The 14,492-nt window shown below is 47.1% G+C and carries 9 protein-coding genes and 1 pseudogene; 3 read left to right on the top strand and 7 right to left on the bottom strand.

Features of this window, described 5'->3' with window-relative positions:
* Positions 1–180: 180 nt before the first annotated feature.
* The 3 genes from tnpA (at position 181) to tnpC (ending at position 2,386) form a co-directional block, all read left to right on the top strand.
* Positions 181–477 carry an IS66 family insertion sequence element accessory protein TnpA gene (gene tnpA, locus ACSJJG_RS04245; protein WP_481088608.1) on the top strand — a complete coding sequence of 99 codons (297 nt, stop codon included), beginning with the start codon at positions 181–183 and terminating at the stop codon, positions 475–477.
* Positions 474–815, top strand: a complete 342-nt coding sequence (gene tnpB / locus ACSJJG_RS04240) for an IS66 family insertion sequence element accessory protein TnpB (RefSeq protein ID WP_481088607.1) — start codon at positions 474–476, stop codon at positions 813–815. Before tnpA ends, tnpB begins: the two co-directional genes overlap by 4 nt.
* Positions 816–898: 83 nt before the next feature.
* Positions 899–2,386, top strand: a complete 1,488-nt coding sequence (tnpC, locus tag ACSJJG_RS04235; RefSeq protein ID WP_481088606.1) for an IS66 family transposase — start codon at positions 899–901, stop codon at positions 2,384–2,386.
* Here the strand turns inward: tnpC and mscS are convergent.
* The 7 genes and pseudogenes from mscS to pdhR all read right to left on the bottom strand — a co-directional run bounded on the left by mscS (position 2,287) and on the right by pdhR (position 14,218).
* Positions 2,287–3,285 carry a small-conductance mechanosensitive channel MscS gene (gene mscS / locus ACSJJG_RS04230; protein WP_481088605.1) on the bottom strand — a complete coding sequence of 333 codons (999 nt, stop codon included), beginning with the start codon at positions 3,283–3,285 and terminating at the stop codon, positions 2,287–2,289. The genes tnpC and mscS overlap by 100 nt on opposite strands.
* 204 nt (positions 3,286–3,489) lie before the next feature.
* Positions 3,490–3,861, bottom strand: a complete 372-nt coding sequence (locus ACSJJG_RS04225) for a YacL family protein (protein WP_481088604.1) — start codon at positions 3,859–3,861, stop codon at positions 3,490–3,492.
* A gap of 199 nt (positions 3,862–4,060) precedes the next feature.
* The gene (gene acnB, locus ACSJJG_RS04220; RefSeq protein WP_481088603.1) at positions 4,061–6,658 is read right to left on the bottom strand and encodes a bifunctional aconitate hydratase 2/2-methylisocitrate dehydratase; all 2,598 of its coding nucleotides are present in this window, start codon (positions 6,656–6,658) and stop codon (positions 4,061–4,063) included.
* A 398-nt stretch (positions 6,659–7,056) separates the two neighbouring features.
* Positions 7,057–8,484, bottom strand: a complete 1,428-nt coding sequence (gene lpdA, locus ACSJJG_RS04215) for a dihydrolipoyl dehydrogenase (protein ID WP_338884741.1) — start codon at positions 8,482–8,484, stop codon at positions 7,057–7,059.
* Between the two features lie 203 nt (positions 8,485–8,687).
* Positions 8,688–10,538 (bottom strand): annotated as a pseudogene (gene aceF / locus ACSJJG_RS04210) (pyruvate dehydrogenase complex dihydrolipoyllysine-residue acetyltransferase).
* Positions 10,539–10,551: 13 nt separating this feature from the next.
* The gene (aceE, locus tag ACSJJG_RS04205) at positions 10,552–13,215 is read right to left on the bottom strand and encodes a pyruvate dehydrogenase (acetyl-transferring), homodimeric type (RefSeq protein WP_481088602.1); all 2,664 of its coding nucleotides are present in this window, start codon (positions 13,213–13,215) and stop codon (positions 10,552–10,554) included.
* A 238-nt stretch (positions 13,216–13,453) separates the two neighbouring features.
* Positions 13,454–14,218: a pyruvate dehydrogenase complex transcriptional repressor PdhR gene (gene pdhR / locus ACSJJG_RS04200; RefSeq protein WP_348986609.1), complete on the bottom strand. Its 765-nt coding sequence runs from the start codon at positions 14,216–14,218 to the stop codon at positions 13,454–13,456.
* Positions 14,219–14,492 lie beyond the last annotated feature (274 nt).

Genomic DNA, 14,492 nt, shown 5'->3' with positions numbered 1-14,492 from the left:
AGTAATCTATAGAGAAAATTAATTAGTAAAAATGAATGATTCTAATACATCATTAGGAAAGGTGGCGTGAGAAATTCTCACACCACGATATCTTGATGTAACCGCGCAATTAACCCCACATACCCAGCGCATTAATCTTTTGTCATAGTGTGTTTTCTCTTATTGATAAGGAAAACCACCATGACACTGACTGAAAAACAGCAACATTGGGCAGCGGTGATTGATTCCCAGAAGCAGAGCGGACTGACGGTGACCGCGTTTTGCCAGCACCATGAGATTAATCTCGCCACCTTTTACTATTGGTCCAAAAAACTTCGGCAACAGTCTGAACCGCAGCGCCTGCATCCCGTTGTGCTTGATGAGTTCCCGGATACCGGACATCCCGTCATACTCTGCCTGCCTAACGGGATCCGGGTTGAGTTACCCGCGGCGTTATCCACTGTACAGATCCGCCACTGGGTTGAGGCGCTGCAATGATACCGGTTGGCAACATCTATCTGGTGTCTGGCCAGACTGACATGCGAAAATCCATCGACGGGCTGGCCAGTGTGGTTGATGCGCTGGGGTTAGATCCGCTCAGTGAAGCCGGATTTATTTTCTGTAATCGCCAGCGCGATAAACTCAAGATCCTGTTCTGGGACACCAATGGCTTCTGGCTTTACTATCGCCGGCTGGAAAAAGGTCGCTTCCAGTGGCCGTCTCCGGTGTCGGATGGTACCGTGCACATCCGTCGTCAGCAACTGAACTGGCTGCTTTCCGGGCTGACCTTATCCCATTCCCGCGCTCATCAGCCCTTGCGGGAATTAAAAGTGTGACCGGTGACACTGATCTTTCATTCGCATTTGCATGATCCCCTGTGGCTGTCACACTCAGATTTTCCTTCTGAGAGCCTGAGTCCATGACTGACCTGCCTGATGATATTGACCAACTAAAAGCCCTGATTTATCAGCTTCAGGCCGATATTCAGGGCAGAGATCGTCAGATCCAACATCTGCTCGAACAGCTCAACCTCAGCAAATCAAAACGCTTTGGTAAACAGAGTGAAAAGGCCGACAAAGGGACGTTCAACGAAGCGGAACAGCAGGAGAGCCTGCCGAAACCGGCCCCGGCGCATCACAAAAAAGGCCGTCAGCCGTTGCCGGCCGGGCTGGCGCGGGAAGTGCTGCGTCATACGCTGAATGCGCCGCACTGCGATTGTTGCGGTGAACCATTGCATGCCTGCGGCACCGAAACGTCAGAAACGCTGAAAATCATCCCGCAAAAAGTGAGCGTCATTCGTCACGAACGCACCAAATACGCCTGCCGGCAGTGTGACAAAACCGAAGCCCACAGCAACATCATCACGGCACCGGTTCCGCCCAGCCTGTTACCCCGGACCATCGCCAGCCCGGACACGCAGGCCGCGATAGTCACGGCGAAATATGTCGATGCGCTGCCCCTGTATCGGCAGGCCGATATTTTAGCCCGCTCCGGGATTGAAATCAGCCGCAGTACCTTGGCGAACTGGTGTGTCCAGCTCGGGCGCAAAGTGCATGTGCTGGTTGACCTGATGCGGACTCACTTGCTCAGTGAACCGTTGATTTGTGCGGATGAAACGCCGGTGCAGGTGCTTCGCGAAGTCGATCGCCTGGCGCAAAGCAAATCCTACATGTGGGTGTATCGCAGTGGTGAATTTGCGGCGCATCCGGCGGTGATTTTTGACTATCAGCCAAGCCGCAGTAGTCGCTGTGTCGCGGATTTTTTGGGTGATTATGCGGGGTATCTGCTGACGGATGGCTATGCCGCTTATGATACCCTGAAATCCGTTAAACACGCGGGCTGCATGGCCCATGCCCGGCGTAAATTTACCGATGCCCAGAAAGTACAGGCCGGTAAAAAAGCCGGCCGCGCTGAGCAGGCACTGACGTTTATCGCCAAACTGTACGGCATTGAACGGGAAGCGCGATTACTCAGCCCCGATGAACGACGACGGTTACGGCAGGAAAAAGCCTGTCCTCTGCTGAAAAACTTTCACGACTGGCTGACGGAGGCGAGTCAGACGGTGTTGCCGAAAAGTGCTATCGGCACGGCGATCACCTATGCGCTGAATCAGTGGCCGAAACTAATAATGTATCTGGAAGACGGGCATATCAGCATTGACAATAATATTACCGAGCGGGATATCCGTCCGTTCACCACCGGGCGCAAAAACTGGATTTTTTCGACTTCAGCAGCAGGCGCATTTGCCAGCGCGAATTTATACAGTCTGGTGATGACCTGCCGGGCCAATGACATCAATCCGTATTTTTACTTCCGGCATATTTTCACCGAACTCCCCAAACGCCAATCCGGTGATCCCCTGCACGATCTGCTCCCGTGGAATGTGAATATCAGCGAGATTATGTGAATTGCACGGGTTAATTGAGCGTTTACGTATTCGTCCGTCTTCTTCTGTAAAACACCATGTTGCTGATGCAGATAAACATCCATTTGCGGGAATGGAATGCCGATATTGTGCTTATCCAAAGCACGCTTAAAGTTTTCCATCAAATCCCAATAGACGTTCCAGGCGTCACCATTGGTAGTCCACACACGCACAATAAAGTTCAATGATGAAGGCGCCATTTCATGCAGGCGAATAGTGACACCTTTTTCATGTTGAATGCGTTTATCTTCTTGAATCACATCACCCAACACTCTTTTCACTTCATCAATATCCGCATCATACGCAACACCTACCATAATTTGGGTACGGCGATCAGGTTCACGGCTGATATTGATAATATTGTCCGCAATAATCTTACCGTTAGGGATCACAATGATACGGCCATCTGCCGTGCGCAATGTTGTCGAGAAAATCTGTACTTGCATGACAGTTCCTTCCACGGCGCCAATGCTGACATATTCGCCAGTACGCAGTGGGCGGAAAAGCACCAATAAAACACCGGCAGCAAAATTAGACAGTGAACCTTGCAATGCCAGACCTACCGCTAAACCCGCGGCACCGATGACTGCAATCACAGAAGCAGTCTGAATACCCAATTTCCCAAGAACAGCGATAATCGTAAACGCGATGATGGCGTAACGAATAATCGCGGACAGAAAATCAGAAATGGTGGCATCAATGCCACGTAGTGACATAACACGCTTAATGGCTTTATTAACCAACTTGGCAACAAATAAGCCAACGATAAGGATCAAAAAGGCAGATACGATGTTTACCGCATACTGAATCAGTAGATCCTGATTGTTGGTAAACCAGTTTGCCGCTTTATCAATCTCATTTGACAGATTGATCTTTTCCATACAAAGCCCACCGTTATTGTTGGAGCCTATTTCCATTCAATGCCGTTATTCACAACGAACACGACTAGCAGATATAGGCTCCCGTTCAAAAATAGCTTTTGTTCAAAGACTTTTTGTTCAAAGAATAGAAAGCCACTATCACAACACAAGAATGTGTGGAATATAAATTATGGCAGAAAGCCTTCATGGCTTGAACACGGCCACTTATGTTTTATTTTTGTGCAAAATAAATTCTCTGTAGTTTCCCAACATCTTGATAAAATCATCTGTCCCACAAAAAGCCAGACTCTCGTTATCGTAGTAACTCATTCCTTCTTCTATAACCTCTGTATCAAATTGAAGTTGATTGGTCCTGATCATGATCTCATCTTCACTCATCAATAGCGTATATTCATGACCCGCCAACTGCCACTGGCGTTCACTCCCTTTAATCTCTTGCAAGGCCACAATGATTTTATCCAATACACGCAAATCGCCTTTCACTTCTTCATTCAACCAATGGCCAATAGCTTCATGATCCATTGAAAAGGATGTTGTTACTTGGCCGGTAATATCCTGCATAAATTCATATTCCATCACATACCCCCTCACCTACTATTTTTACAGATACCAAATAATTCCATTTGGATTTTAAACAGTTCTGCTACTTCCACCTCTGAAGAGCCGTCCACAAACTGAGAAAAAACAGATACTACGAAATTGATTTATAAAACGGTAGGCAGAAAAACAAAAAAAGGGGAAGCATCTGCCTCCCCATACATTGCAATATACTTTTTTATACTGCGGTTTGGAAGATCACCTCTTCCGCTTTCTCTGTGTATTGATTCAATTGATCAAAATTGAGGTAGCGATAAGTATCTGCTGCGCTTTCATCGACTTTATCCATGAACTGCAAATACTCTTCCGGTGTTGGCAAGCGCCCCAATAATGAAGCTACAGCCGCCAACTCCGCCGAAGCAAGGTAAACATTGGCACCGGAACCTAGGCGGTTAGGGAAGTTACGGGTGGAAGTGGATACCACTGTTGCACCATCCGCCACACGTGCCTGATTCCCCATGCACAATGAACAACCTGGGATCTCAATGCGTGCTCCGCTCTTGCCGAAAACACTATAATAACCCTCTTCCGTTAATTGAGCAGCGTCCATCTTAGTCGGAGGAGCAACCCACAAGCGAGTCGGTAGCTGGCCTTTATGCTGATCCAGCAATTTACCCGCCGCACGGAAATGACCAATATTCGTCATGCAAGAGCCAATGAAAACTTCGTCAATTTTGCTGTTAGCCACGTCAGATAACAGGCGTGCATCATCGGGATCATTAGGTGCACATAAAATAGGTTCTTTAATGCCTGCCAGATCGATCTCAATAACGGCTGCGTATTCAGCATCTGCATCCGCTTCCAACAATTGAGGATCATTCAGCCAGTTTTCCATACCGATAATACGGCGTTCCAATGTCCTGCGATCACCGTAACCTTCCGCAATCATCCATTTCAGCAAGACAATGTTTGATTGCAAGTATTCAATGATTGGCTCTTTATCCAGCTTGATGGTACATCCTGCCGCAGAACGTTCGGCAGACGCATCAGCCAACTCGAATGCCTGCTCGACTTTGAGTTCAGGCAAACCTTCAATCTCAAGAATACGGCCAGAGAAGATGTTTTTCTTACCTTTCTTCTCAACAGTCAGCAAACCTTGCTGAATCGCATAATAAGGAATGGCATGAACCAAATCACGCAAAGTTATTCCAGGCTGCATTTTTCCTTTAAAGCGAACCAGTACAGATTCTGGCATATCCAATGGCATGACGCCCGTTGCCGCAGCAAATGCCACCAGACCTGAACCCGCCGGGAAAGAAATACCAATTGGGAAACGGGTATGGGAATCTCCGCCTGTACCCACCGTATCTGGCAATAACATGCGGTTCAACCATGAGTGGATAATGCCATCTCCCGGACGCAACGATACGCCACCACGGTTCATAATGAAATCAGGCAAAGTATGGTGTGTCGTTACATCAACCGGTTTTGGATAGGCAGCCGTATGGCAGAATGATTGCATGACCAGATCCGCAGAGAAGCCCAGACATGCCAAATCTTTCAATTCATCCCGTGTCATTGGCCCCGTGGTATCCTGGGAACCCACAGAAGTCATCTTAGGCTCACAATATTCCCCCGGACGAATACCACTTTTACCGCAGGCACGGCCAACCATTTTCTGTGCCAATGAGAAGCCACGATCGCTTTTCGCAACCGCTTTTGCCTGACGGAATACATCACTGTGTGGTAAACCCAATGATTCACGTGCTTTGCCAGTCAAACCGCGACCGATAATCAATGGAATACGGCCACCGGCACGGACTTCATCGATCAGCACATCGGTTTTCAGGGCAAAAGTAGCCAGTAATTCATTGGATTCGTGATGGCGGACTTCACCTTTATGGGGATAGATATCAATCACATCTCCCATATTCAATTTGGAAACATCCACTTCTATGGGCAACGCACCTGCGTCTTCCATGGTGTTGAAGAAAATGGGGGCAATTTTTCCGCCCAAGACCACGCCTGCACCACGTTTATTTGGGACAAACGGAATATCTTCCCCCATAAACCACAATACGGAGTTCGTTGCCGATTTACGGGAAGAGCCTGTACCAACCACATCCCCAACGTAGGCCAATGGATAGCCTTTCTTGCTCAGGGCTTCAATTTGCTTAATCGGGCCTACGACACCGGCTTGATCAGGCTCAATACCTTCACGGGCATTCTTGAGCATTGCCAAAGCATGTAAGGGGATATCAGGGCGTGACCACGCATCAGGAGCAGGAGAAAGATCATCGGTGTTGGTTTCCCCCGTGACCTTAAAGACGGTAACGGTGATTTTTTCCGCTAATTCAGGACGCCCAAGGAACCATTCTGCATTTGCCCACGATTGCATAATCTGTTTGGCATGGACATTACCCGCTTTTACTTTTTCTTCCACATCGTAGAAGCTGTCAAACATCAGCAAAGTATGAGAAAGTGCTTTCGCCGCAATCGGAGCCAACTTGTCATCATCCAGGGCATCAATTAAAGCGTGGATATTATACCCACCCTGCATGGTTCCCAATAATTCAATGGCTTTTTCCTGTGTCACCAAAGGAGAATCAGTTTCTCCCTTAGCAACGGCAGCAAGGAAACCTGCTTTAACATAAGCAGCTTCATCTACACCAGGAGGGATACGATTGGTCAGTAGATCTACCAGGAAATCTTCTTCACCTTTAGGTGGGTTCTTCAGTAATTCGACCAGCGCTGCTGCTTGAGCTGCGTCTAACGGCCTAGGGACGATGCCTTGAGCTGCACGCTCGGCTACGTGCTTGCGGTATTCTTCTAGCACGACTTTCTCCTCGCTCTCATTGTCATTTTCTATACCCGGCTGTCAGCACCCGCTAACGATCATTGAAAATGATCATCTAAAAACAATCACTAAGGGTGCAAGGTCAGAGGATTTTGCTCGCATAACATCAGAATTATGCCCAGATTCGGGCGTTTAGCATACCAAAATTTGAATAGCATGTTAATTCATTCACATAAAATCAACATTAAACCATAATAAAATTCTGGATAAATGAGCTTGGAGAGAGTATTAAAGTTTTAAATGCTATATGTTGTTATTTTGGCCTGAAAATTCCTTAATATCTACCTGCAAATTTTTGCCTATCTGTAACTAAAAACGGCTTTCACACAGGAAAGCCGTTTAAAATTTCTTTTTAACCTACTGCAAAATCTAAAGAATTATTTCTTTTTCTTTGCTTTAGGGTTTGGCAAGTCAGTGATGCTGCCTTCATAAATTTCCGCAGCCATGCCAATTGATTCGTACAGGGTTGGGTGAGCGTGGATAGTCAGGGCGATATCTTCTGCATCACAACCCATCTCGATAGCCAGACCGATTTCACCCAGCAACTCACCACCGTTAGTACCAACAATGGCACCACCAATAATACGGTTAGTTTCTTTGTCGAAAATCAGTTTAGTCATACCATCTGAACAGTCAGAGGCAATTGCACGACCGGATGCTGCCCATGGGAAAGTCGCAGTTTCGTAGCTGATGCCTTTTTCTTTCGCTTCTTTCTCGGTCAGGCCAACCCATGCCACTTCTGGCTCAGTGTAAGCGATAGATGGAATAACTTTTGGATCGAAGTAATGTTTTTTACCAGAAATAACTTCAGCAGCAACGTGACCTTCGTGAACACCTTTGTGTGCCAGCATTGGCTGACCAACGATATCACCGATAGCAAAGATGTGAGGCACGTTAGTGCGCATTTGTTTATCCACGCGGATAAAGCCACGATCATCAACTTCAACGCCCGCTTTGCCAGCATCGAGCAATTTACCGTTTGGTACACGACCGATAGCAACCAGAACCGCATCATAACGCTGTGGCTCTGCCGGTGCTTTCTTACCTTCCATTGTTACGTAGATGCCATCTTCTTTAGCTTCTACCGCGGTCACTTTAGTTTCCAGCATCAAGTTGAACTTCTTGCTGATGCGCTTAGTGAACACTTTAACAACGTCTTTATCCGCCGCAGGAATAACCTGATCGAACATTTCTACCACATCGATCTGAGAACCCAGAGCGTGGTAAACAGTACCCATTTCCAGACCGATAATACCACCGCCCATGACTAACAGGCGTCCTGGAACCGTTTTCAGCTCCAGTGCATCGGTAGAATCCCATACACGAGGATCATCATGTGGAATGAATGGCAGCTGAATTGGGCGTGAACCCGCTGCGATAATGGCATTTTCAAAATTGATCGTTGTTGCGCCGTTTTCGCCTTCCACCACCAAAGTGTTAGCACCTGTAAATTTACCAACACCGTTAACAACGTTAACTTTACGGCCCTTAGCCATGCCGCCCAGACCACCTGTCAACTGAGAAATAACTTTTTCTTTCCAGAGACGGATCTTATCGATATCAGTTTGTGGTTCACCAAACACGATACCATGCTGTGCCAGTGCTTTTGCTTCTTCAATCACTTTGGCAACATGCAGCAGTGCCTTGGATGGGATACAACCAACATTCAGGCAAACACCACCCAAAGTAGAGTAACGTTCAACCAGAACAGTGTCCAAACCTAAGTCCGCACAACGGAAAGCAGCAGAATACCCTGCCGGGCCTGCTCCAAGCACCACTACCTGGGCTTTAATTTCAGTACTCATCATGACCTCTTAATTGTTTGTCCGGCGGGTCAGACGAAAAAAAACCATATTCCACCGGGACGTACACACCGCGAGCAGTTTACAGAATTGTAAATAACCTGAAAAGCGCGTTAACGTGACAGAAATCCCAACCTGCCAGATGCAAAGCGAAAATATCTGTCACGATAGTCATTATCAGGCCGGTATATTTACCGGCCTTTGCATTACATCACCAAACGGCGGATGTCGCTCATCAATTGATTAATATAAGTGATGAAACGTGCACCATCTGCTCCGTCGATCACACGGTGGTCGAAAGACAGAGACATAGGTAGAATCAGGCGCGGAACGAATTCCTTGCCATTCCAGACTGGTTTCATGGAAGAACGAGACAGACCCATGATTGCCACTTCTGGCGCATTCACAATTGGTGCAAAGCCGGTAGTACCGATACCACCCAGGCTGGAGATGGTGAAGCAACCACCTTGCATGTCGGAAGCGGTCAGCTTACCAGCACGTGCTTTCTTGGAAACTTCAGCCAATTCTCTGGACAGTTCCAGGATGCCTTTCTTGTTGACATCTTTGAATACAGGAACAACCAGACCATTAGGTGTATCAACCGCGATACCGATGTTGACATATTTTTTCAGGATCAGCTTCTGGCCATCTTCAGAAATGGAGCTGTTAAAGCGAGGCATTGCTTCCAATGCTTTCGCCGCTGCTTTCATGACGAATACCAGTGGAGTGATCTTCACGCCAAGTTGTTTCTTCTCAGCTTCTTTGTTCTGCTGTTTACGGAACTCTTCAACTTCAGTGATATCCGCTTCATCAAACAGATTAACGTGAGGGATCATGACCCAGTTACGGCTGAGGTTAGCACCAGAAATTTTCTGGATACGGCTCATTTCAACTTCTTCGATTTCACCAAATTTGCTGAAATCAACTTTTGGCCACGGCAGCATACCTGGCAGACCGCCACCCGCAGCAGCAGGCGCTGTTTCTGCACGTTTAATCGCATCTTTCACATAAGCCTGAACGTCCTCGCGCAGGATACGCCCCTTACGGCCAGTCCCTTTTACTTTAGCCAGATTTACGCCAAATTCACGCGCCAGACGACGAATCACTGGAGTAGCGTGAACGTAAGCGTCATTTTCAGCAAATTCATTTTTGCCTTCTGCTGGCTTGCTTGCTGCTGGCGCTGCTTTCGCAGGTTCAGGAGCAGGAGCTACTGGCGCTGCGCCGCAGGAGCCGCACCCGCAACCTCGAATACCATGATCAGAGAGCCAGTTTTCACTTTATCGCCAGCCGCGATTTTGATCTCTTTCACCGTACCCGCAAATGGTGCAGGAACTTCCATTGAGGCTTTGTCACCTTCAACTGTGATCAGTGACTGCTCTTCAGCAATGGTATCACCCACTTTTACCATGATTTCGGTCACTTCAACTTCGTCACCACCGATATCTGGTACGTTAACTTCTTTTATCGCAGAAGCCGCAGGCGCCGCTACTGGAGCCGCTGCCTGTGCTACCGCTGGACGCACCTGAACCTGCTACTTCAAAGACCATGATCAGGGAACCCGTTTTCACTTTATCACCCGCCACGATTTTGATCTCTTTCACCGTACCCGCAAATGGTGCAGGAACTTCCATTGAGGCCTTGTCACCTTCAACTGTGATCAGTGACTGCTCTTCAGCAATGGTATCACCCACTTTTACCATGATTTCGGTCACTTCAACTTCGTCACCACCGATATCTGGTACATTCACTTCTTTGCTTTCTACTGCTGCCGCTGCTGCTGGAGCTACCGCCGATTGCGGTGCAGGTGCAGCTTCTGCCGCACCGTTTGCGGATTCAAAAATCATGATCAGCTTGTCGGTTGCAACTTTGTCGCCAACTGCAACTTTGATTTCTTTAACTACACCCGCCTGTGGAGAAGGAACTTCCATAGAAGCTTTGTCACCTTCAACCGTAATCAGTGACTGTTCTGCTTCTACTGTGTCACCCACTTTCACCAAAATCTCGGTAACTTCAACTTCATCTGCACCAATATCAGGCACGTTAATTTCGATAGACATTAATCTTTACCTCTTATGCCAGACGTGGGTTAACTTTTTCTGGGTTGATGTTGTATTTCTTGATAGCTTCTTCAACGACTTTCACATCAACTTCGCCACGTTTAGCCAGTTCACCCAGAGCCGCAACAACCACATAAGAAGCATCAACTTCAAAGTGATGACGCAGATTTTCACGACTGTCAGAACGACCAAAACCGTCAGTACCCAATACACGGTAATCGCTTACAGGAACGAAATTACGTACTTGCTCTGCAAACAGTTTCATATAGTCAGTAGAAGCAACAGCCGGCGCTTCGTTCATGACTTGAGCAATATAAGGAACACGAGCTTCTTCTGATGGGTGCAGCATGTTCCAACGCTCACAATCCTGACCATCACGAGCCAGTTCGGTGAAGGAAGTAACGCTGTACACATCGGAACCAATGCCGTATTCAGCAGACAGGATCTTCGCTGCTTCACGAACGTGACGCAGGATAGAGCCAGAACCCAGCAACTGCACTTTACCTTTTGCACCTTCCAGGCTTTCCAGCTTGTAGATACCCTTACGGATGCCTTCTTCAGCACCTTCAGGCATGGCTGGCATGTGGTAGTTTTCGTTCAGCGTGGTGATGTAGTAGTAAATATTCTCTTGTTTCTCACCATACATACGCTCCAGACCATCTTGCATGATAACAGCAACTTCATAAGCGAATGCGGGATCGTAAGAGATACAGTTAGGAATAGTCAGGGACTGAATATGGCTGTGGCCATCTTCATGCTGCAAACCTTCACCATTTAGAGTCGTACGACCAGAAGTACCACCCACCAAGAAGCCGCGAGCTTGCTGGTCACCCGCTGCCCAGCACAGATCACCAATACGCTGGAATCCGAACATGGAGTAGTAGATGTAGAACGGGATCATTGGCAGGTTATTGGTGCTGTAAGAAGTTGCAGCAGCCAGCCAAGATGAAGCAGCACCCAGCTCGTTGATACCTTCTTGCAGGATCTGGCCTTTTGCATCTTCTTTATAGTATGCAACTTGCTCACGGTCTTGCGGAGTATACTGCTGACCATTAGGGCTGTAGATACCGATTTGACGGAACAGACCTTCCATACCGAAGGTACGTGCTTCGTCAGCAATAATTGGAACCAGACGATCTTTGATCGACTTGTTCTTCAGCATGACATTCAGTGCACGAACGAAAGCGATAGTGGTAGAAATTTCTTTGGATTGTTCTTCCAGCAGAGAGCTGAATTCTTCCAGCGCTGGGATTTCCAGTTTCTCGTCAAAGTTAACGCGACGGCTTGGTACATAACCACCCAGTGCGTTACGACGCTCATGCAGGTACTTAGATTCTTCAGAATCTTTATCGAAAGTGAGGTATGGCAAGTTTTCGATCTGCTCATCAGATACCGGTACATTGAAACGATCACGGAACTGACGAACGCCTTCCATGTTCATTTTCTTAACCTGGTGAGCGATGTTCTTACCTTCAGCGGTATCACCCATACCGTAACCTTTAATGGTCTGAGCCAGGATTACAGTTGGTTTGCCCGTGGTATTCTGTGCTTTTTTCAGTGCAGCGTAAACTTTCTTCGGATCGTGACCGCCACGGTTCAAAGCCCAAATTTCGTCATCAGTCATATCTTTGACTAATGCAGCAGTTTCCGGGTAACGACCGAAGAAGTATTCACGAACATAAGCGCCATCTTTAGACTTGAATGTCTGATAGTCGCCGTCCAGCGTTTCGTTCATCAATTGAACCAGTTTACCACTGGTGTCTTTACGCAGCAGTTCGTCCCAACGCTCACCCCACAGGACTTTCAGTACCTGCCAGCCAGCACCTTCGAAGATACCTTCCAGTTCGTTAACAATTTTGCCGTTACCGGTTACTGGGCCATCCAGACGCTGCAAGTTACAGTTGATGACGAATACCAGATTATCCAGTTTTTCACGAGTTGCGATAGTGATCGCACCTTTAGATTCTGGTTCATCCATTTCACCATCGCCCAGGAAAGCGTAAACGGTTTGTTTAGACGTATCTTTCAGGCCACGATTTTCCAGATATTTCAGGAATTTAGCCTGATAAATAGCGGAGATTGGCCCCAGACCCATTGAAACAGTTGGGAACTGCCAGAAGTCAGGCATCAGTTTTGGATGCGGGTAAGAAGACAGGCCATTACCACCAATTTCCTGACGGAAGTTGTTCATCTGCTCTTCAGTCAGACGACCTTCAAGGAACGCACGGGCGTAAACGCCAGGGGAAATGTGGCCCTGGAAGTATACCAGGTCACCGCCATCATTTTCGTTACGAGCGCGGAAGAAGTGGTTAAAACACACGTCATAAACGGTAGCGGAAGACTGGAATGAAGCCATGTGCCCCCCCAGTTCCAGATCTTTTTTAGATGCACGCAGAACGGTCATCACCGCATTCCAGCGAATAGCAGAGCGGATGCGGCGCTCTAAATCCAGGTTGCCAGGGTAAGCAGGCTCATCCTCAGCAGGAATAGTGTTGATGTAATCGCGGCTTGCAGCACCTGCAGCAACGCTAACACCACCTTTACGAGCTTCATTCAAAACCTGATCAATCAAGAACTGAGCACGCTCAACACCTTCTTCACGGATGACCGATTCGATCGCCTGTAACCAATCGCGAGTTTCGATCGGATCCACGTCATTTTTCAAAATATCTGACATGGTGTATTCCTTATCTGTTATCTATTTTCTAATGGTTATTGGAGCCTATCTTCTGGTCATACCTTTTGACGAAACTGCCTGTTATGACCGGAAGATAGGCCCTGCTGTATATTGCTGCTAAAACTCTTGAAAAGAGTTGACAAACTGTACAAACGCAGCAGTCAAATCTGTACAGTTAAGTTAGAACCCACCCCATTCGGGAATTTGATTTGTCTATGACGTTCCAAGGGACAGGCTCTTATTCCTGATGTTGCTGGAGCCGCCTCAATGAACGCTCACGGCGAGTACGTTCACGAGTCAGATCCAATAAAACTTCTTCAATAAAGGCCAGATGGCGATGGGAAGCCTCACGGGCTTTTTCCGGTTCTCTCGCCATAATAGAGCGAAAAATTTCAGCCCTGTGGTTACTAACAGCTGCCAACATTTCTTTACGGGTATAGATAACTTCAAAATTGCGCCTGATATTTTGTTCTAACATTGGGATCATACAGCGCAATAAATGCAGCAATACCACATTATGGGCAGCTTCCGTGACAACAAGTTGGTATTGCAAGACAGCATCCGATTCCGCATTCACATCACCACTTTGTTGTGCTTCTTGAATGGCAAGATGGCTTTGCTCAATGCGTTGGAAATCCTCATCAGTTCCTCTAAGGGCGGCATAATAAGCAGCAATCCCCTCTAACGCATGACGGGCTTCAAGGAGATCGAACTGGGATTCTTGATTCTCTGCAATAAGTTGGGCAAGTGGGTCGCTGAAACTTTGCCACAGATTGTTCTGCACGAAAGTTCCGCCCCCTTGACGACGGAAAAGAAAGCCTTTGGCTTCCAATTTTTGAATGGCTTCTCGCAATGAAGGACGTGATACTTCAAACTGCTTTGCCAGTTCACGCTCAGGCAGCAGTTTTTCTCCCGGGCGTAGCGAGCCTTCGAGAATGAGCTGTTCAAGACGCTGCTCAATCACATCTGATAACTTTGGTTGGCGAATCTTGCTATAGGCCATATCTGCTGTAAGCCATTCAATAAGTAAATGTTGCTTTGGACTATGCCCTACTCAGCTAAGTCTTACTGACTAAATCTTAGCCATTAAGCCCTAGTTAACAGGTCAAAGTCAATTGGTAATACCAATTTAGAATACAGGGTCTTAAAGTAACAAAGTATTCACTAGCTGTCTATAAAGACCTTGGGCTAAATCATAAAAATCTGCAAATTTTAACAAAATATTTTAAATATTATTAGAAAATTATAACCAGAGAGGATTTTTAGATAGGAGATAT

This window comes from Xenorhabdus sp. SGI 60 (assembly GCF_056632175.1).
The sequence above is the reverse complement of the archived record's forward strand: the minus strand, read 5'-3'. Positions and strand labels throughout refer to the sequence as shown.